This window comes from Micromonospora sp. NPDC048898 (assembly GCF_043198035.1).
In the GTDB taxonomy this organism is placed as follows: Bacteria; Actinomycetota; Actinomycetes; order Mycobacteriales; family Micromonosporaceae; genus Micromonospora.
Window position 1 is genome coordinate 761925 of record NZ_JBICUF010000001.1, and the last position, 19583, is coordinate 781507.

General features: G+C 71.9%; 15 protein-coding genes. 7 read left to right on the forward strand and 8 right to left on the reverse strand.

Annotated elements, in window-relative coordinates; genetic code table 11:
- Nucleotides 1-119: 119 nt before the first annotated feature.
- Nucleotides 120-1676: a hypothetical protein gene (locus tag ACGFIQ_RS03580; protein ID WP_393238579.1), complete on the reverse strand. Its 1557-nt coding sequence runs from the start codon at nt 1674-1676 to the stop codon at nt 120-122.
- Nucleotides 1677-1873: 197 nt separating this feature from the next.
- Here ACGFIQ_RS03580 and ACGFIQ_RS03585 point away from each other — a divergent pair, with 197 nt between their 5' ends.
- The 4 genes from ACGFIQ_RS03585 to ACGFIQ_RS03600 are packed head-to-tail and all read left to right on the forward strand — an operon-like array spanning nt 1874 to nt 7765.
- On the forward strand, nt 1874-4552 hold the full coding sequence (locus tag ACGFIQ_RS03585) for a LuxR C-terminal-related transcriptional regulator (RefSeq protein ID WP_393238582.1): 2679 nt from the start codon (nt 1874-1876) through the stop codon (nt 4550-4552).
- Between the two features lie 16 nt (nt 4553-4568).
- Complete coding sequence (locus ACGFIQ_RS03590) at nt 4569-5855, forward strand: nicotinate phosphoribosyltransferase (protein ID WP_393238585.1); 1287 nt, start codon at nt 4569-4571, stop codon at nt 5853-5855.
- Between the two features lie 37 nt (nt 5856-5892).
- Complete coding sequence (locus ACGFIQ_RS03595) at nt 5893-6474, forward strand: isochorismatase family protein (RefSeq protein ID WP_393238587.1); 582 nt, start codon at nt 5893-5895, stop codon at nt 6472-6474.
- 40 nt (nt 6475-6514) lie between these two features.
- Nucleotides 6515-7765: an MFS transporter gene (locus tag ACGFIQ_RS03600; protein ID WP_393238590.1), complete on the forward strand. Its 1251-nt coding sequence runs from the start codon at nt 6515-6517 to the stop codon at nt 7763-7765.
- Nucleotides 7766-8108: 343 nt separating this feature from the next.
- On the opposite strand, the gene ctaD is transcribed toward ACGFIQ_RS03600, so the two are convergent.
- Together ctaD and ACGFIQ_RS03610 are read right to left on the reverse strand one after the other, a co-directional pair.
- On the reverse strand, nt 8109-9869 hold the full coding sequence (gene ctaD / locus ACGFIQ_RS03605; protein ID WP_393238593.1) for a cytochrome c oxidase subunit I: 1761 nt from the start codon (nt 9867-9869) through the stop codon (nt 8109-8111).
- Nucleotides 9870-9999: 130 nt separating this feature from the next.
- On the reverse strand, nt 10000-11106 hold the full coding sequence (locus tag ACGFIQ_RS03610) for an FAD-dependent monooxygenase (protein WP_393238596.1): 1107 nt from the start codon (nt 11104-11106) through the stop codon (nt 10000-10002).
- 298 nt (nt 11107-11404) lie between these two features.
- Between ACGFIQ_RS03610 and ACGFIQ_RS03615 the strand changes: the two genes are divergently transcribed.
- Nucleotides 11405-12514: a cellulose binding domain-containing protein gene (locus ACGFIQ_RS03615; RefSeq protein ID WP_393238598.1), complete on the forward strand. Its 1110-nt coding sequence runs from the start codon at nt 11405-11407 to the stop codon at nt 12512-12514.
- A gap of 73 nt (nt 12515-12587) precedes the next feature.
- Here the strand turns inward: ACGFIQ_RS03615 and ACGFIQ_RS03620 are convergent, their stop codons facing one another.
- The 4 genes from ACGFIQ_RS03620 to ACGFIQ_RS03635 all read right to left on the reverse strand — a co-directional run bounded on the left by ACGFIQ_RS03620 (nt 12588) and on the right by ACGFIQ_RS03635 (nt 15406).
- Nucleotides 12588-13178: a hypothetical protein gene (locus ACGFIQ_RS03620; protein ID WP_393238601.1), complete on the reverse strand. Its 591-nt coding sequence runs from the start codon at nt 13176-13178 to the stop codon at nt 12588-12590.
- Between the two features lie 198 nt (nt 13179-13376).
- Nucleotides 13377-14339, reverse strand: coding sequence for an N-acetylmuramoyl-L-alanine amidase (locus ACGFIQ_RS03625; protein ID WP_393238604.1), 963 nt, complete (start codon nt 14337-14339; stop codon nt 13377-13379).
- Nucleotides 14339-14491, reverse strand: coding sequence for a hypothetical protein (locus ACGFIQ_RS03630; RefSeq protein ID WP_393238607.1), 153 nt, complete (start codon nt 14489-14491; stop codon nt 14339-14341). The genes ACGFIQ_RS03625 and ACGFIQ_RS03630 overlap by 1 nt, the downstream gene beginning before the upstream one ends.
- A 126-nt stretch (nt 14492-14617) precedes the next feature.
- Nucleotides 14618-15406, reverse strand: coding sequence for an aldo/keto reductase (locus tag ACGFIQ_RS03635; protein ID WP_393238610.1), 789 nt, complete (start codon nt 15404-15406; stop codon nt 14618-14620).
- Nucleotides 15407-15500: 94 nt separating this feature from the next.
- On the opposite strand from ACGFIQ_RS03635, the gene ACGFIQ_RS03640 reads away from it, so the two are divergent.
- Entirely contained in the window at nt 15501-16550 is a 1050-nt protein-coding gene (locus tag ACGFIQ_RS03640) for a DNA polymerase ligase N-terminal domain-containing protein (RefSeq protein WP_393238613.1), read from the forward strand.
- 14 nt (nt 16551-16564) lie between these two features.
- On the forward strand, nt 16565-17755 hold the full coding sequence (locus ACGFIQ_RS03645; RefSeq protein ID WP_393238616.1) for a threonine synthase: 1191 nt from the start codon (nt 16565-16567) through the stop codon (nt 17753-17755).
- A gap of 1 nt (nt 17756) precedes the next feature.
- Here the strand turns inward: ACGFIQ_RS03645 and ACGFIQ_RS03650 are convergent, their stop codons facing one another.
- A complete protein-coding gene (locus ACGFIQ_RS03650; protein WP_393238618.1) occupies nt 17757-19556 on the reverse strand; it encodes a glycoside hydrolase family 15 protein in 1800 nt (599 codons plus the stop codon).
- Nucleotides 19557-19583 lie beyond the last annotated feature (27 nt).

Here is a 19583-nt window from a genome sequence, read left to right on the forward strand (position 1 = left end):
ACCGAGGAACCGGAACGCCGGCCGGGCACGGATCGCCCAGCCCGGACACCCCTGGCCCGCCCCGGAGACCGTCGGACGCGTGCGGCGACGCGGCCCCGGACACGGGGGCGGCCACGCCGTCAGGCGAGCAGGATGCCGTGATCGACTGCATCGGAGAGCACCGCGCCCAGCGAGAGGCGGATCACCTCGAACCGTCGGGAGACCTCCCGGGACAACCCCAACTCGACCTCCCGCACCGCGCGCTGGGACCAGGCCCGCGCCGCGCTGTGGTCGTCGTTGCCGGGGGTACGCCACTGCTGCCAGCACCCGCCGGAGAGCGCCACCGCGACCGGCGGGAGCACCTCGTCGCGGGACGCGGGCGGATAGTTGGCGAGGGCGTCGATCGCCTCTTGGCCGGTCAACGTGGCCACCCCGGCCGTGCTGGTGATCAGGAGCACCTTGTCCAGCTCGTGGCCGGGCCGATCATCGGCCAGGCCGTACTGAACGGCGGTGGCGATCCGCCGCCGCACTCCTTCGACCGGCGGCCCACCGAGCACCCGGGCCGCGGTGTCGGCCAGGATGCCGCGCACCGCGTGGTCGCACTGGGCGGTGGCCAACAGCGACAACGCCGCCATCTCCCGATCCAGGAGGTCCGGTAGGCCCGCGCAACCGACCCCGAACACGATCTCCTGGACGGCCCGCAGGTGGATGTTCGCCAACTCCAGTGCGAGATGCTGACGGATCCGCTGCGCACACGATCGGGTCTGCCGGTCGAGGTGCTCGGACCAGCCGCCCGGATCGGTGGCCACGGCGACCCGGTCGTGCTGGCCCGGCGGCACCGGCGGGTCGGCGCTGGCCCGCCGCAGCCCCTCGTCCGACGACCAACCCACCAACGCCCGCCGCAGGTCGGCGGCGGAGTCGGCGGAGTGGGCGTCGACCGGGAACCACCGCGCGCCGGCCAGTGCCGGCACCGCGGCCAGCAGTGCCGCGCGGTGGGCCGCCACGGTCACCGCGGCCGCGTCCACCTCGGTCGCCCGACCGGCAGCCGGCGGGACGGACGCCCCCGCGTCCTCCGTCGTCGCCATACCGTCGGCCGGCGGGGACCAACCTGCCGCGCCGGGCGTCACCGCGAAGACGACGTGCACCGAGGTCGGTGCGACCTCGGCGAGCAGGTTCAGCTCGGCGGCGGTGAACGCCTGGTCGGCGGCGATCACGAAGAGCAGCGCACCGGCCCGACCCACCGCGTCGAGCAGCACCGGCCTGCCGGCCAGGCCGAACGTGGCGGTGTCCGGTGAGTCGATCAGGGTGAAGTGCCGCAGCAGCGGCTCGGGCACGCTCAGCTCGACCCGCCGGGGTGGACGGGCCAACGCCGGGCCGGCCGCGTTTCGGTCTGCCCCGTAGGAGTGGGGCTGGCGGTATCCGGGCACGAACGCCGCCCGGGTGGGCACCTTGGCGTTGCGTACCAGTAGCCAACTGCCGGCCGGCACGGTGAGCATGACCGGGTCGAGCCCGAGCAGCGTGGCGAGCACGGCGCGTCGCTCGGCACCGGCCGGGCCGACCGCGACCACGCCAAGGGGCTCGTCCGGGGCCGGGCCGGTCACGCCGACCTGGGTGGGCAGCGGACCGCAGCTGGGCAGGTCGACTGGGCCGGCCACGTCGTCGGACGAGTCGACCGAGGGGAGAGGGCCCTGCTTCATCAGGTGGCCTCCCGGGGCAGGCGACCGGATGCCCGGTCGGGTGCGAAATCCGGTGAAGAAACCCGGATGCCGGAAGACTACGTGCGGGTTGGCAACCAGGCGGAACACTTCGGATACTCACCGGTAATTGTGCGACTACTCAACTTCGTTGAGTGACGGTGCGGGCGCGGACGGATTCCGGTCGATATGCTGCGCGAATGAGTCGATGGAAGTTCGTCGGCCGGACCGACGAGCTCAACCGCCTGTTGGCGGCGGTGACCGGCGAGGCTGGTCGTGGGCTCTTCTTCAGCGGCAGCGCCGGGATCGGCAAGAGTCGGCTGCTGCGCGAGGGCCTGAGCACGTTGCCCACCGAACGCTTCGCGATCTGGACCATCGCGGCCAGCGCCACCACCGCGGCGCTGCCGTTCGGCGGGCTGGTGCAGGTCCTCCCCGCCGAGCAGCCCCAGGGCCTCTCCCCCGCCGGCATCCTGCGCTGGGCGCTCAACGTGCTGCAACAGCAGGCGGCTGGTCGACGGATCGTGCTCGCCATCGACGACGCCCACCTGCTCGACCCACCCTCGGCGGCGCTGGTCCATCTGGTCGCCCGCTCGGAGAACGCCGCAGTGGTCGGCACCCTGCGCGACGGCGAGCAGATCCCCCTGCCGATCCGCGCACTCTGGACAGACGATCTGGTCGAGCACGTCGAGCTGACCCCGATGCCGCAGGCGGAGACCGCCGGTCTGTTGGCGGCGATCCTGGGCGGCCCGGTCGACGCCGGCTCCGCCGACCGGCTCGGCCGACTGTCGGCCGGAAACCCGCTGTTGCTGCGGGAGCTGGTGCACGCCGCCAACGGCAGCTCCGAGCTGAAACGCACCTACGGGATCTGGAAGTGGACCGGGCGACTGGAGCTGGCGCCCAACCTGACCGACCTCATCGACACCCGGGTCGGCAAACTCACCGACGGCGTCCGCGCGGTCGTCGAGCTGGTCGCGTTCGGCGAACCACTCGGCCTGTACCTCCTGCGGCAGGCCGCCGACCAGTCGGACGTGGAGACCGCCGAGGAGCGCGGGCTGATCAGCGTGGTCCAGCACGACCGGCGCACCAACGTGCGGCTGGCCCACCCGCTCTACGGCGAGGTGATGCGCCGCCGCTGCCCGGTCAGCCGCACCCGCCGACTTCAGGCCCACCTCGCGGAGCTGCTCGAGCAGGTCGGCAAGCGCCGCCGCGACGACCTGCTGCGGGTCGCGGTGTGGCGCCTCGACTCGGGCACCGCACAGGACCCGGCCCTGTTGGTGGACGCGGCGGTCCAGGCGTTCACCCGCTACGACGTGCCGCTGGCGACCCGGCTGGCACGTGCCGCGTTGCACGCCGGTGGTGGCTCCGACGCGGCGGAGCTGCTGGCCACCATCCTGATGTTCGCCGACCGGCCGGACGAGGCCATCGACGTCCTCGACGCGGTGACCCCCGAGCCCGGCGACGAGTGGCGGCTCTGCCGTTGGCTGACCGTGCGCGGGATGGTCAGCTACTGGGGGCTGAGCCAGGAGTCCACCGTGGAGGAGATCGCGAGCCGCGTCGAGCAGCTCAGCGACTCCGCGGACCGGTCCCGGGTGCACGCCTTCGAGGCGATCATGCGCCTGCACCGACTGGACACGACCACCGCGGTCCGGCTCAGTCAACAGGTGTTGGACCGGCCGGCCGCCGGCGTCGCCGCCCGCGAGCTGGCCCGCTGCACCATCGCGTACGTCCAGGCCGCGCAGGGCCAGCTGACCCGCAGCGGTACGGCGATCGCCCAGGTGCACTCCGCCGTGGCCAACTGGCGCACCGACATGCCGTACCTGCAACTGGCTCTGGAGTTGGCCCGGGGCACCCGGCTCATGTTGACCGGAGACCTGGCCGGGATCGACGCGATAGTGGCCGACGAGTTCGCCGACCTCGCCGGCGCCGGTGACTTCCGGCTCGGCACCGGCTACCTGGCCATCCTCCAGTCGTACGCGGCCCGGTTGCGCGGGCAGAGCGACGCCGCCATCCGGGCCTCGCTGGGTGCCTGCGCGGTGTTGGCCACCAGCCGGGTCTACGCCGGTCTGGCCCAGGCCGAGCGCGCCCAGTCGGCCGCGCTGCGCGGTGACGCCACGCAGGCCGCGGTGGCGATGGCCGAGGCGGACCGCACCCACGCACCCGGCATGGCGGTGCTCTACCCGTGGCTGGAGCAGGCCCGCGGTGCGACGCTCGCCGCGTCGGGTGACCTGCCGGGTGCGGTCAAGCAGCTCAGTGACCTGGTCGACCGGCTGCGCTCGGATGGCTTCGCCGGGCACGAGGTGCACGTCCTGCACGATCTCGTCCGGCTGGATCAGGCCGGCATGCCGGTCGGGCCCACCTGCTCCGATGGTGGCCGGCGCACGGTGGCGCAGCGCCTGGCCGAGCTTTCCGAGCGGGTCGACGGGGTGCTTCCACCGCTGCTGGCCCGGCACGCCCGCGCCGCGGTGACCGACTCCGCCGCGGATCTGCTCGCGGTCGCCGACGACTACGCCGCACTGGAGTTGGCCGTGTATGCCGCCGAGGCCACCGCCCAGGCCGTGCAGCGGTTGCGCCGGCAGCACTCCACGGCGGCCAACGACGCCCGGGAACGCCTGGCGGGCCTGCTCGGCGGTTGCGACCTGATCCGGACGCCAGCGCTGCACGCGGGCGCACCGGTGCTCACCGGACGCGAGTGGCAGGTTGCCCGCCTCGCCGCGCACGGCACACCCAGCCGGGCCATCGCGGAACGGCTCTACCTCTCGGCGCGCACTGTGGAAAACCACCTCCAGCGGATCTACGCCAAGCTCGGCGTGGCCGGCCGAGCCGAACTGGGGGCCGCGCTGCGCGCGATCCCGGGCCACGAGGGCGGCGACGCGGACTGAACCTTAGGCTGGGGGCGTGAGCATCAACCACCCCGCACTGCTGACCGACCACTACGAGCTGACCATGGTCAGTGCGGCACTGAAGGACGGCACCGCCGACCGCCGGTGCGTCTTCGAGGTGTTCAGCCGCCGGCTGCCCAGCGGCCGCCGCTACGGCGTGGTCGCCGGAACGGCCCGGCTGATCGAGCTGATCCGCGACTTCAGGTTCGACCCCACCGAGGTCGACTTCCTGCTGCGGACCGGGGTGGTCGACGACGCGGCCGCGGCCTGGCTCACCGACTACCGCTTCACCGGCGACATCGACGGGTACGCCGAGGGTGAGCTGTTCTTCCCCGGTTCACCGATCCTCACCGTCTCCGGCGGTTTCGCCGAGTGTGTGGTGCTGGAGACACTCGTGCTCTCCGTGCTCAACCACGACAGCGCGGTGGCCGCGGCGGCGGCACGGATGGTGACCGCGGCACGGGGTCGAGCGCTCATCGAGATGGGGTCGCGCCGGGCCCACGAGGAGGCGGCGGTGGCGGCGGCGCGGGCCGCGTACCTGGCCGGCTTCCGGTTCACCTCCAACCTCGCCGCCGGTGCGCGCTACGGCATCCCGACGGCGGGCACGGCGGCGCACGCCTTCACCCTGTTGCACGACGACGAGCGGGCGGCGTTCGCCTCGCAGGTCGCCACGCTGGGCAAGGACACCACGCTGCTTGTCGACACGTACGACATCAGCCAGGGCATCCGCAACGCGATAGCGGTCGCCGGGCCGGAGCTGCGGGCGGTACGGATCGACTCGGGCGACCTCGCGGTGATCGCCCAACAGTCCCGGGAGCTGCTCGACTCGTTGGGCGCCACCGAGACCAAGATCATTGTTTCCGGCGACCTCGACGAGTACTCGATCGCCGCCCTGGCCGCCGAACCGGTGGACATGTACGGCGCCGGCACGGCCGTGGTGACCGGCTCCGGTGCGCCGACCGCCGGGCTGGTCTACAAGCTCGTCGAGGTCGAGGGACGGCCGGTGGTGAAGCGCTCCGAGCACAAGGCCACAATCGGCGGCAGGAAGGTCGCGGTCCGCCGGCACAAGCCGACCGGCACCGCCACCGAGGAGATCATCGTGCCGCAGGGCGTACCGGACCGACAGCCCAACGACCGCATGCTCCAACACTCGTACGTGGTCGCGGGTGAGCCGGAGTCGCTGCCCACCCTCGACCAGTCGCGCGCGCACCTGCGCGAATGCCTGATCTCCATCCCGTGGGAGGGGCTGAAGCTTTCGGCCGGCGACCCGGCGGTGCCGGTCTCCGTCGTGCCCGCCGACTGAGCCCTCCGCTCGATCCGATCTCGAAGGGAGACTCCCGATGGCCAACGCGCTGATCATCGTGGACGTGCAGAACGACTTCTGTGAGGGTGGCTCGCTGGCCGTCGCGGGCGGCGCGGGCGTGGCCGCCGGCATCTCCCGGCTGCTCGCCTCCGAGCCGGACCGCTGGTCGCACGTGGTCGCCACCAAGGACTACCACGTCGACCCGGGTGCGCACTTCGGCGATCCGCCGGATTTCGTGGAGTCCTGGCCGCGGCACTGCGTGGTCGGCACCACCGGCTCGGAGTTCCACCCCGAGCTGCACACCGGTCGGGTCGAGGCGATCTTCCACAAGGGCGAGCACGCGGCGGCGTACTCCGGGTTCGAGGGGCACGCCGACGACGGCGAGTGCCTGGCCGACTGGCTGCGCCGGCACGACGTGGACCGGGTGGACGTGGTCGGCATCGCCACCGACCACTGCGTGCGGGCGACCGCGCTGGACGCGGCCCGGGAGGGGTTCGCCACCACCGTGCTGCTCGAGCTCACCGCGGCCGTCGCCCCGGCGACCACCGACGCGGCACTGCGTGCCATGGATGGCGCCGGGGTGACCCTGCACGGTGAGCCTGTGATCAGGGCCGCATAAGACCGTAAATCGTTGGCCATCGGGCCGCCGCCGGCCGAGGATGTCGCCGGAGGTACGGACCTACGTGAACATGAAACCTTACCGGCAGGCGCTCGCCCTGCCCGGCCTGCGGTCGCTTCTGTTGGTCGCCGTGCTTGCCCGCATCCCGCTCACCGCGACCGGGGTGACGCTGACCTTCCACGTGGTGCTCGACCTCGATCGAGGCTATGGGGCCGCCGGCCTGGTGGGCACGGCCGTCACCGTGGGCGCGGCGATCGGCGGGCCGCTACTGGGCCGACTGGTGGACCGGCGTGGCCTGCGCCCGGTGCTGGTGCTCACCGCCATCGCCGAGGCGATCTTCTGGTCCACCGCGCCCGGCCTGCCGTACCCGCTGCTGCTGCCGGCGGCCTTCGTGGCCGGCTGCCTGGCCCTGCCGATCTTCTCCGTGGTCCGGCAGTCGATCGCCACGCTGGTTCCGGAGGACCAACGCCGCCCCGCGTACGCGCTGGACTCGATGTCTGTGGAACTGTCCTTCATGATCGGCCCGGCGTTGGCAGTGGCCCTGGTCACCGCGATCTCCGCGCAGACCACCATGTACCTGGTCGGCGGCGGAATCGTCGCCGCCGGGATCGCCCTGTGGGTGGTCGACCCGCCGACCCGCGGTGCCGCCGAGGCCACCGGTCCGCAGCGCCGGGTGCCGCGTCGGGAGTGGCTCACGCCGCGACTGCTCGCCGTGCTGGCGCTCAGCGCGGCGGCGACCCTGGTGCTCGGCGGCACCGACGTGGCGGTGGTCGCCGTCCTGCGGGCCAGCGGCGAGGTCAGCTGGACCGGCGTGGTGCTGGCCATCTGGGCGGTCGCCTCGCTGGTCGGCGGTTTCGCCTACGGGGCCGTGCACCGTTCGTTCTCCCCGCTGGCACTGACCGCCGCACTCGCCCTGTGCACCATCCCGGTCGGGTTGGGCGGCGCGCACTGGTGGCTGCTGTGCCTGGCGCTGATCCCGGCCGGCGCTCTCTGTGCGCCGACCATCGCGGCGTCCTCCGACGCGGTCAGCCGCCTGGTCCCGGCCGCCGTCCGCGGTGAGGCCATGGGCCTGCACGGATCGGCGGTCACCGTCGGCATCGCGATCGGCGCGCCGCTCGCCGGTGCGGTCATCGACGCCACCGCGCCGCTCTGGGGCTTCGTGGTCACCGGCGCACTCGGCGCACTTGTCACCCTGGTGGTGCTCCCGATCGAGCTACGCCGCCGCCGCAACGCCGACGCGGACACCCCGCCGCCGCCCGTCGAGGCCGACCTCACCCCCGCCGCCCGCTGACCGGGCCGCCCCGACCGGTCTCCCGCCGACGCGTTGACGGTCGCAGGCGCAGCGAGCTGGTCAGTCCCGGGCGTGCCGCGCGGCGTCGACCAGTCCGGTGTCCGCCGGCATCCGGCCCGCATGCATGGTGAAGAGCGTGATGCCTGTGAGTCATCAAGATGACTCACAGGCATCAGTCACTTCGGGGCACCCAGCCCCACGCCGTTGCGTCAGCGCTGTGGCCGACGGGTCAACCCGCTGCTGACCAACGGGGCGTGTCAATCAACAGTCATCCCGACATGGCGACGGGCGCCGCTCCCGGTGGTTCCGGGGGCGGCGCCCGTCGTACGGCTGGGCTTTCTCGTCAGTGCCGGTCGATGTCGCTTGCGGTGTCCTCGCGGTAGCTGGCACCGCCGTCCGACTCGCTGGTGAGCGGCTTCGAGCCACCCTCCGGCGGGCCGGCCAGGCTCTGGCCGCCGGCAGCCAGCTCCGGGAACTTCTCGTCGAACGCCGGCCGCTCGGAGCGGATGCGGGGCATCCGGTCGAAGTTGCGCAGCGGCGGCGGGCTGCTGGTCGCCCACTCCAGCGAGTTGCCGTGACCCCAGGGGTCGTTCACCTCGACCACCGGGCCGGTCTTGTACGACTTCCAGCAGTTGTAGAGGAACGGCAGCGTGGAGATACCGGTGATGAACGCGCCGATCGTGGAGATCGTGTTCAGCGTGGTGAAGCCGTCGCTGGGCAGGTAGTCGGCGTACCGGCGGGGCATGCCCTCGTTGCCGAGCCAGTGCTGCACCAGGAACGTGGTGTGGAAACCGATCATGGTGAGCCAGAAGTGCACCTTGCCCAGGCGCTCGTCGAGCATCCGGCCGAACATCTTCGGGAACCAGAAGTAGATGCCGGCGAAGACCGCGAACACGATGGTGCCGAAGAGCACGTAGTGGAAGTGCGCCACCACGAAGTACGAGTCCGACACGTGGAAGTCGATCGGCGGGCTGGCCAGCAGCACACCGGTGAGACCACCGAAGAGGAAGGTGACCAGGAAGCCGATCGCCCAGAGCATGGGCGTCTCGAAGCTGACCTGACCCCGCCACATGGTGCCGATCCAGTTGAAGAACTTCATACCGGTCGGCACGGCGATCAGGTAGCTCAGGAAGCTGAAGAACGGCAGCAGCACCTGGCCGGTGGCGAACATGTGGTGCGCCCAGACGCTCATGGAGAGCGCGGCGATCGCGACGGTCGCGGCGACCAGACCCTTGTAGCCGAAGATCGGCTTGCGGGAGAAGACCGGGATGACCTCGCTGATGATGCCGAAGAACGGCAGCGCGACGATGTAGACCTCGGGGTGCCCGAAGAACCAGAACAGGTGCTGCCAGAGCATCGGCCCACCGGTCGCGGCGTCGTACACGTGGGCGCCGAGGATGCGGTCCGCGGCGAGCGCGAAGAGCGCGGCGGCCAGCAGCGGGAAGACCAGGATCACCAGGAGGCTGGTGACCAGGATGTTCCACGTGAAGATCGGCATCCGGAACATGGTCATGCCGGGCGCACGCAGGGTGAGCACCGTGGTGATCATGTTCACCGCGCCGAGGATGGTGCCCAGACCGGAGATGGCCAGACCCATGATCCACATGTTGGCGCCGACGCCGGGCGAGTGCTCGACGCTGCTCAGCGGCGCGTACGCGAACCAGCCGAAGTCGGCGGCGCCACCCGGGGTGATGAAACCGGCGGTCGCCATCGTGCCGCCGAACAGGTACAGCCAGTAGGCGAAGCTGTTCAGGCGGGGGAAGGAGACGTCGGGCGCGCCGATCTGGATCGGCACGATGTAGTTGGCGAAAGCGAACACGATCGGCGTCGCGAAGAACAGCAACATGATCGTGCCGTGCATCGTGAAGAGCTGGTTGTACTGCTCGGGCGACAGGAACTGCAGCCCGGGTCGGGCCAGCTCAGCCCGCATGACCAGGGCCATCAGGCCACCGATCATGAAGAACACGAACGCGGTGACCATATACATGATCCCGATTTGCTTCGCGTCCGTGGTTCGCAGCAGCCGCGCGATGGCCGACCCCTTGACCGGCTCCCGGACCGGCCAGGGCCGGGTCACGACCGGCTTGGGTGCGACGGTGGTCACGAGTGGCCTCCGGTTCTCGGTTGTCCCGCTCGGCACACGCTGGTTATCGGCGGGCCGTCATCCGCAAGGAGGATAGTCCCCGGCAGGTCGCAGCGCCGCGTGGGGTGGCGTGACACGATCTACTACGGGCCTACAGCGGGCCGAGCAGTAGCCGGTAGTGCTCACCGAAGATCCGGCCGCCGCGCCCGCGCAGCAGCGGGTCGCGCAGCGCCGGCGGCACGTCCCTGGTTCGGTTGCGGTCCCGGGTCCGGTCCCGCACCCATCGGGTACGCGGACGACGACGACTCTCGTACGCCACCAGGGCCGCTTCCACGCTGCCGGCGGCGTGCAGCGACTCCGCCAGCACCACCGCGTCCTCCAGCGCCATCGCCGCACCCTGCGACAGTGTGGGCGCGGTGGCGTGGGCGGCGTCCCCGACCAGGAGCACCCTTCCCCGGTGCCAGCGGCCCAACTCGACCTCGTCGGTGATCCCGACGTGCACCCGGTCGAGTGCCGCCAGCACCTCCGGCACCGGGCCGCGGTAGTCGGCGAAGAGGTCGCGCAGCCGGGCCAGCGGGTCGGCGGGCGCCTCCGTGCCGGCCTCGTCGGCGTAGAGGTGCAGTCGCCCGGCGCCGATCGGCACCATGAGGAACCCGGAGCGCTGGCCGAGCAGGGCGGTCCACTCGGTGACGGGCGGGCCGTCGCGCAGCACCGCCCGGTAGACCACCTGACCGACCGGGCGGGGCGGCCCGCCGAGCGCGGCCAGCGCGCGCACCGAGGAACGTGGCCCGTCGGCGCCGATGACCAGGTCGTACTCGGTGGTGGTGCCGTCGGTGAAGGTGACACCGACCGCCCCCGGCAGCAGCTCCAGGGTGCGGACCTCGGCGCCGTGCCGGACGGCGCCGCCGGCGCCGCTGAGCAGCACCCGGTGCAGGTCGGCTCGGGGCAGCGCCCGGCATTCGCCGACGCCGGCCCAGAGGGTGTCCAGGTCGACCTCGCAGAGTCGCGCGCCGGTGGCGTCGAAGAACCGTTGCCGGTGGATCACCTGCCCGAGCGGGCGGACCGGGTGGTGCAGGCCGAGCCGGTGCAGCGCGCGGGCGGCGTTGCCGGGCAGGTAGAGGCCAGCTTCGGTGCACTCCCCCGGTGGCAGCTTCTCCGTGACGTCGGGCCGGAAGCCGGCGAGGCGCAGCGCCCGGGCCACGGCCAGGCCGGCGATGCCCGCGCCGACGACGAGAATGCGCAGGGGGGAGCCACCCATGGTGGTGTACGCCTCCGGAGGGGGAGCGGAACGCGTTGGAGGCAACACGCTACTCGGAGCGATCGACGCACGCCAGGCCCGATCGGCCCGACCGGAGCCGCTCGTCGGCGTGTCGCGGTCGTGAGCCGCTGGCCGTCGACAGCCGTCCGGCGCGGCGGGGCAATCCGCACGATTCCTCACTTTGACGAGTGCGGTTGCGCAGCAGTTTCAGACATGTAAATGTGTCTCTGAGCGTGGGAGCGCTCCCGCACGACCCCACCACATCCGGCGCCCGGCATGCGCCGAGTCAAGGAGCGTCATGAAACGTCAACTTCGGGCCCTGGCCGCCGCCGGCCTGCTGCTCGCCAGTTCGCTGGTAGCGGTGGCGTTCGGCGGCACCGCCTCCGCCGACACCCTGATCTGCGAGCAGTACGGCTCGACCGTGATCCAGGGGCGGTACGTGGTGCAGAACAACCGCTGGGGCACCACCGCCCAGCAGTGCATCAACGCGACCAGCAACGGCTTCGAGATCACCACCCTCAACGGCAGCAGCCCCACCAACGGCGCACCGACGGCGTACCCCTCGGTGTTCCTTGGTTGTCACTACACCAACTGCTCCCCCGGCACGAACCTGCCGATGCAGGTGAGCCAGATCAGCAGCGCCACCAGCAGCATCTCCTACCGCTACGTCGGTGGGGCGACCTACAACGCGTCGTACGACATCTGGCTGGACCCCTCGCCCAAGCGCGACGGGGTGAACCAGATGGAGATCATGATCTGGCTCAACCGGCAGGGTCCGATCCAGCCCATCGGCTCGGTCGTCGGCACCACGAACCTGGCCGGCCGCACCTGGGAGGTCTGGCGGGGCAGCAACGGCTCCAACAACGTCATCTCCTACGTCGCGTCGTCGGCGATCTCCAGCCTGAACTTCAGCGTCCTGGACTTCATCAACGACACCCGCAACCGGGGCGCGATCACCAACTCCTGGTACCTGACCAGCATCCAGGCCGGCTTCGAGCCCTGGCAGGGCGGCGTCGGCCTCGCGGTGACCTCGTTCTCGGCCAACGTCAACGGCGGCGGCCAGCCGCCGACGACCCCGCCGCCGGGCGGCGCCCGGTGCGCGGTGAAGTACACCGCCAACTCGTGGAACAACGGCTTCACCGCCGACGTGCTGATCAGCAACACCGGGTCGAGCGCGATCAACGGTTGGACGCTGAACTACAGCCTGCCCGGCGGGCAGCAGGTCACCAACGCCTGGAACGCCACGGTGAGCCAGAGCGGCTCCTCGGTGACCGCCCGCAACATCAGCCACAACGGGTCCATCGCACCCGGCGGCACGGCCAGCTTCGGCTACCAGGGCACGCTGAGCGGGGCGTACTCGTCCCCGACCAACTTCTCGCTCAACGGGGCAAGCTGCTCCCGGAGCTGAGTGCTCTCGACAGGCTGCGGGGGCGTGACGATTCAGGTCACGCCCCCGCGGCCTCTGTCGGTGCCGGGCTTGCTCAGGCGGCCGGCGGGATGGTCCGCGTCCGGCTCAGTTGGCCGAAGCTGGTCGCCGACTCGTCGTACGTGGCGCCGAAACCGCTGCCCGAGACGGTCGTCCACGCGGACGTGCTGATGTGCACGCTGCCGTCCTCACCCGTCCACCGCTCGCGCTGCAGCGGCTCGTCGAGAGCCACCCAGGTGACCTTGAGGGTGGTGGTTTCCGTGCTTTCCCGCCGCTCGCCGCAGATCTCGTCGCCGTCGACGAAGTCGCAGTGCTGCTGAGACTCCTGGTACGGCACCGTCGCGGTGAGCTTCGCACCCGTCAGCGAGAACGAGAAGCGGGTGACCGGCACGTCGTACGCGCGGCGGGAGACGCTGTCACAGCCGCGCACGCCGTCGGTGACGGCACAGACGCTCTTCTGCCACTGGACGTCGACAACTGTGTCGCCGACCGCTGGCCGGGTCACGTCGACGAACATGCTGCCGTCGCCGTCGAAATGGGCGTGCGCGGACCGGTTGACGGTGTCGGCCTGCGCCGGGCCGGCGACCAGCGTGACCGTGGCGGCGGCAGCGATGCCGGCGGCCAGGACGGTGGAAAAGCGGATCACTGCGCTCCCTTGTTGAGGTGGAGCGACGACCTTAGATCAACCCACCGACATCCGGCACCCGGTTTGATCCACTCGGGTTACAAGAAGTCGGGGCATCATCATGCCTGGGACCCCCCGACTTTCAGAAAGCCGAGTCGATCAAGCCCGGACGGCCACGGGCGGACCCGGACGGCCGAGGTCAGACTCGGACGGCCGAGGTCAGACTCGGGTGAGGCGGACGGCGTCGGCGATGACCAGGCCGGTGGCGTTGCTCCACCGACTCACCGCCACCCGGTTGGCGTCCCCGGCCGGCAGCGTGAACGTGCCCAGGACCCGCCACTGCCCACCGGTCACCCGCTGGTCGACGTACACCGTCTTGTTGCCGGTGCTGGTGGCGACGATGTACGGGGTGGCGCTGTTGTAGCCCGAGTTCGTCGGCCACCAGGCCTCGACCCGGTAGTTGCCGGCCGCCGGCACGTTGAACCGGTACCAGGCGGGGTCGCTGGCGGCGACCGGGTCGGCGTACCGGTAGTCGGCGCCGTACCGCTGGCTGGAGAACGTGGACACGCCCCAGTTGGCGCTGGCGGTGAACCGACCGGCGGTGGTGTTGTCCACCGTGGAGGACCAGGCCGTGCCGCCGGCCATCCGCGCGGCGACGTCGGCCCGCATGACGTTCAGGTCGATGAACGACGGGTCGATCTTGCCGGTGGTGCTGGTCTCCCGGTGGCCCCGGGCGTAGCTGCTGTCCCGGCCGAGCCGGGTGAGCACGGCGGCGGTGGCGGCGAGCGAGGCGTTGTACTGCGCGGCGGTCATCTCCTGGCTGACGCCGTTGTAGTCGATCTCCCACCCGATCATGAGCGTGTTGCCGTCCCCGGCGGGGATCGGCCCGCTGCCGCCGCTGACCCCGGCGTGGTTGCAGCGCCCGGCGGAGATGACGTGGAAGACGCCGTGGTAGTCGACGAGTGCCTGGCACAGCGGGCCGGGCAGGTCGGAGCGGCCGTTGATGCAGATGCCGAGCGCGGGGTGCGGGTTGCTGGCGCTGGAGGTCGAGGCGGTGTGGTGCCAGAGCACCCCGATCGGGTCGAACGAGCCGGGCCGCATCCGGTTGAGCCAGTCGCCCTCGACGACGACCTGGACCCCGGCGGCGCGCAGCACATCGACGAGCCAGGGAATCGTCGCCATCAGGCGTCCCGGAGCAGGTCGGCCAGGCACTCGGCCTCCGGTGCGGCGTTCGCCGGAGCGGGCCGGGCGACGACGGTCAGCGCGGCGGCCACCAGGGCGGGGATGCCGAGCACGCCGCGGCGGCGCAGACGGATGGATGTTGATCGGGCCATGGCGATCCTCCAGCGACGACGGGTGCTGACGCATCGACGAACGTGATGACGGGCACGCTATACCGTTACGAACGTCGATGTCGATACCCTTCAGCGCCGAATGATCCCACGAAGGAAACCGCCGATTCAGACCTCGCCGAGGGCGTCGATGTCGCGCATCTCCTCCGCCGTCAACGCGAAGTGGAAGACGTCGAAGTTGGCGGTGATCCGCTCCGGGGTCACCGACTTCGGGATCGCCACGATCTCGTGGTCGATGTGCCACCGCAGCACCACCTGCGCGGGTGAGACCCCGTGCGCGGCAGCGATCCTGGTCAGCACCGGATCACTGAGGTCGCTTGTCTTGAACGGGCTGTAACCCTCCAACACCACACCCCGGTCCCGGTGCTCGGCGTGCCGCTGCCGGTCGTACAGTGCCGGGCTCCACTCGATCTGGTTGACCGCCGGGTTCTCCTCGGTCGACTGGATCAGCTCGTCGATCTGCGCGGTGCTGTAGTTGCTGACACCGACCGCTCGGACCAGGTTCTCGTCCCGGGCTGCCAGCAGCTCACGCCACAGCGGGATGCTGTCCGACGGCGACGACGGCGGCCAGTGGATCAACCAGAGGTCCACCTGGTCGACGCCGAGCGCCTCCAGGCTGGCCTCCAACGTCGCGCGCTCCTGGCCCGCCCGGTTGGGCGGGAGCTTGGTGGTGACGAAGACGTCCTCCCGGCGCAGCCCGCTCTCCTGCACCGCCCGGCCGACCTCGCGCTCGTTGCCGTACACGGTGGCGGTGTCGACGTGCCGGTAGCCGGTGTCGAGCGCGGCCAGCACCGCGTCGTAACCGGCCTGGCCGGTGGCCTGCCAGGTGCCGAAGCCGAGCAGAGGCATCCGTACGTCGCCCGGGAGCAGGACGGTGGGCTGGTCGGTGAGGTCCATGAGGTCCGTTCTACCCCGCCGAGCCCTCGGCCGCCGAGTGAACCGGACACTCCGGCATCCAGCGCACCGGTCCGGTTTGCCGCAGAATGCCTGTGTGACCGACCGGCTGGAGGAGTACCGGCGACGACGGGACGCGACGCGTACCCCCGAGCCGGTGCCCGAGCGGAGCCCCGCGGCGGCCGGCCCGGACGGCGACACCACGCGCTTCGTCATCCAGCAGCACCGCGCCCGGAGCCTGCACTGGGACCTGCGCCTGGAGCACGAGGGGGTGTTGGCGTCCTGGGCGGTGCCGCGCGGCCTGCCCCGCGACCCGGGTCGCAACCACCTCGCCGTGCACACGGAAGACCACCCGATGGAATACCTCGACTTCTCCGGTGAGATACCCGCGGGCGAGTACGGCGGCGGCCGGATGACGATCCACGACCGGGGCACCTACCGGTGCGAGAAGTGGCGCGACGACGAGGTGATCGTGACGCTCTCCGGTAAGCGGACCACCGGCCGCTACGTCCTCTTCGCCACCGGCGGACGGGACTGGATGGTCCGACGGACCGACCCGGCGCCGCCGGGCTGGACGCCGATGCCCGACCTGGTCCGCCCGATGCACCCCACGGCCGCCGCCGGGCTCCCCCGCGACCGTGCCGCCTGGGGGTACGAGCTGCGTTGGGACGGGGTCCGGGCGCTGGCGTACGTCTCCGGTGGGCGGCTGCGGCTGCTCTCCGAGACCGACGAGGAGATCACCGGCGGGTACCCGTGGCTGCGGGCGATGGCCGAGGCGCTCGCGCCCACCGAGGCCGTACTCGACGGTGTGCTGGTGCGCATCGACGGCGCCGGCCGGGTCCGCCCGATCCGCCCGGCCAGCGGCGGTCGGGTCCCGGCCGGCGCGCAGTACCTGCTCGTCGACCTGCTCTGGCTGGAGGGCGTGAGCAGCGTCGACGTGCCGTACGCGCAACGCCGGGAGCTGCTCGATGGGCTGGCCTTGGCTGGTTCGCACTGGCAGACTCCGCCGTGGTTCCCGGGCGCGGGCGACGAGGCCCTGCGCGCCGGCCGGGAGCAGGGCCTGCCGGGCGTGGTCGCCAAGCGGCTGGACTCGGTGTACGAGCCGGGGCGGCGCAGCCGGCGCTGGTTGAGCATCGACGCGGTCTGACGGCGAGGAGCGACGTGTACCTGACCCATCTGGACTGCCCGCGCTGCGGCAAGGAGTACGCCGCCGACGTGCTGCACAACCTCTGCGAGTGCGGCTCCCCGCTGCTGGCCCGCTACGACCTGCCGGCGGTGGCGGAGGTCCTCACCCCGGAACGCTTCGGACTGCGCCCGGCGGACCTGTGGCGCTACCGGGAGCTCCTGCCGGTCGGGGACCCCCGGCACGTCACGACGCTGGGCGAGGGCTGGACTCCGCTGCTGCGCGCCCCCGCGTACGGCGCCGAGATCGGCATCGCGGACCTGATGGTCAAGGACGAGGGGTTGGTCCCGACCGGCTCGTTCAAGGCGCGCGGCGCGGCGGTCGGCGTGAGCCGGGCCCGCGAGCTGGGCGTACGGCGGATCGCGATGCCCACCAACGGCAACGCCGGGTCGGCCTGGGCCACGTACGCCGCGCGGGCCGGGATGGGCGCGACGATCGTCATGCCGCTGGAGGCCCCGGGCATCTGCCGGCGCGAGTGCGTCGCCGCGGGGGCCGACCTGCGCCTGATCGACGGGCTGATCAGCGACGCCGGCCGGTGGGTCGCCGAGCTGGTCGCGGAGTCGGACGGGGCGATCTTCGACGCCGGCACGCTGCGCGAGCCCTACCGGTTGGAGGGCAAGAAGACGATGGGGTACGAGATCGTCGAGCAGCTCGGCTGGCAGACGCCCGACGTGATCATCTACCCGACCGGCGGCGGTGTCGGGCTGATCGGCATCCACAAGGCACTGCACGAGCTGCGTGAGCTGGGCTGGGTCGGCGACAAGCTGCCCCGGCTGGTGGCGGTGCAGTCGACCGGCTGCGCCCCGATCGTGCGGGCGTTCGCCGCCGGTGAGGACCGGGCGCAGCCGTGGGCGGACGCGCACACGGTGGCGTTCGGCATCACCGTGCCGGCCCCGCTGGGCGACGAGTTGATCCTGGCGGCGCTGCGCGAGTCCTCCGGCACCGCCGTCGCCGTCGACGACGCGGACATCCTGGCCGACCTCCGGGACTTCGCGGCCCGCGAGGGGCTGCTGCTCTGCCCCGAGGGGGCCGCCTGCCTCACGGCGGCACGGCAACTGCGCGCCGGCGGGTGGATCCGGGCCGGCGAGCGGGTGGTGGTGCTCAACACCGGTGCCGGGCTGAAGTATCCGGACACTGTCGATGTGTCCGGCGTACCCGTGGTGGGGTGACTCAGTAGCTGTCCGGCTTGGTCAACCGCCACGCCGCGTTGATCAGCCCGACGTGCGAGAGCGCCTGCGGGGTGTTGCCGAGCTGCTCCCCGGTGGCCAGGTCGACCTGCTCACTGAACAGCCCCACGTCGTTGGCGTACCCCACCACCCGCTCGAACAGCGCCTCGGCCCGCGGTGTCTCGCCCGCCATGACCAGGCACTCCACCAACCAGAACGAGCACAGCAGAAACCCGCCCGGGTCGGTCGACCACCGTCGGACCAACCCGCCGTCCGTGCCCAACTCCCGCTCGACCATCGCCATCGTCGACCGCATCCGCGGGTCGGTCGCGGGCAGGAAGTGCGCCACGGGCAGGGTCAGCGCCGAGGCGTCCAGCTCCGCCGAACCAAAGGCACCGGTGAACGCCCCGATCCGCTCGTTCCAGCCCTCGCGCAGCACGGTCTCGCGGATCTCGTCGCGTACGCCGGCCCAACGGCGCGGGTCGGCCCTCTCCCCGAGCCGGTCGGCGAGACCCACTGCCCGGTCCAGCGTCAGCCAGCAGATCACCTTGGACGACAGGTAGTGACGCTCCTCGTCCCGGGTCTCCCACATGCCTCGGTCCGGCAGGTGCCACGTCGCCGCCACCTGCTCGGTCAACCCGAGCACCATCTCGCGCAGCTCGCCCTCGAACGGCGCGCCGAGATAGTCGCGCAGCCGCCACACCGCCGACATCACCTCACCCGGCACGTCGAGCTGCCGCTGCCGCCACGCGTCGTTGCCGATCCGGACCGGCCTGCTGTCGCGGTATCCGCGCAGCTGGTGGCAGTGGTGCTCGGAGAGGTCACGCTCGCCCTCCAGCCCGAAGAGCACCGGCACCGGTTGGTCGCCGATCCGGCCGATCGAGCGCGACGCCCAGGCGAACAGCCGGGACGCCTCGTCGGGGCAGGCCGCCACCCACAGCGCCCGCATGGTCAACGAGAAGTCCCGCAGCCAGGAGTAGCGGTAGTCGTAGTTGCGGTCGCCGCCGATCCGCTCCGGCAGCGACGTGGTCAGCGCGGCGGCGACCGCGCCGCTGCGGGCGTACGTGAGGCCGGTCAGGACCGTCGCGCTCTGCCGGACGAGATCGGGATACCGGCCGGAGTACGTGTGCACGTCCCGGTACGCGTCCCACGCCTGACTCGTCTCGGCGAGCGCGGCCACCGGGTCCAGTCGGGCCGGTGGGTCGCCGTAGGCGGCACCGTACGCCACGTCCATCCCGACCACCTGACCGGTGGACACCTCGAACTCGTGCGTCACCCGGTCCCGGCCCGCGCGCAGGCGCAGGCCCGGCGCGTGCAGCACCAGCACCACCGGGCCGGCGCCGGCCAGCACCCCGCCGTCCGGCTGCTCGTGCAGGTACGGCGTGAGCAGGCCGTACTCCGGTCGGGGCGCGAAATCCAGGCCCATCCGGACCCGCCCGGACAGCCCCTCGACCACCCGGATCAGCACGGCGGGCGAGTTCATCCCCAGCTCGTGGGCGCGGGCGCCGACCTCGGCGGCGAGCGCGTCGGTGACGGCCACGCTGCCGTGCGGCGTGTGGTGCACCGTGCGCAGCACCAACGTGCCCGGCCGGTACGCGCGCTCCACCCGGTGCCCCGGGCCACCGGCGCCGACCGGGGCGAGCCGGAAGTGCCCGGCGGTCGGGTCGAGCAGCCGCCCGAACACGGAGGCCCCGTCGAACCGGTGCGGGCACCACCAGTCGATCGAGCCGTCTTTGCCGACGAGCGCACCCGAACGGGAGTCCGAGAGGAATCCGTAGTCGGAGATCGCCGGCTGCTGCTCCATCCGCCGGGGGTACCCGCATCGGCCCGG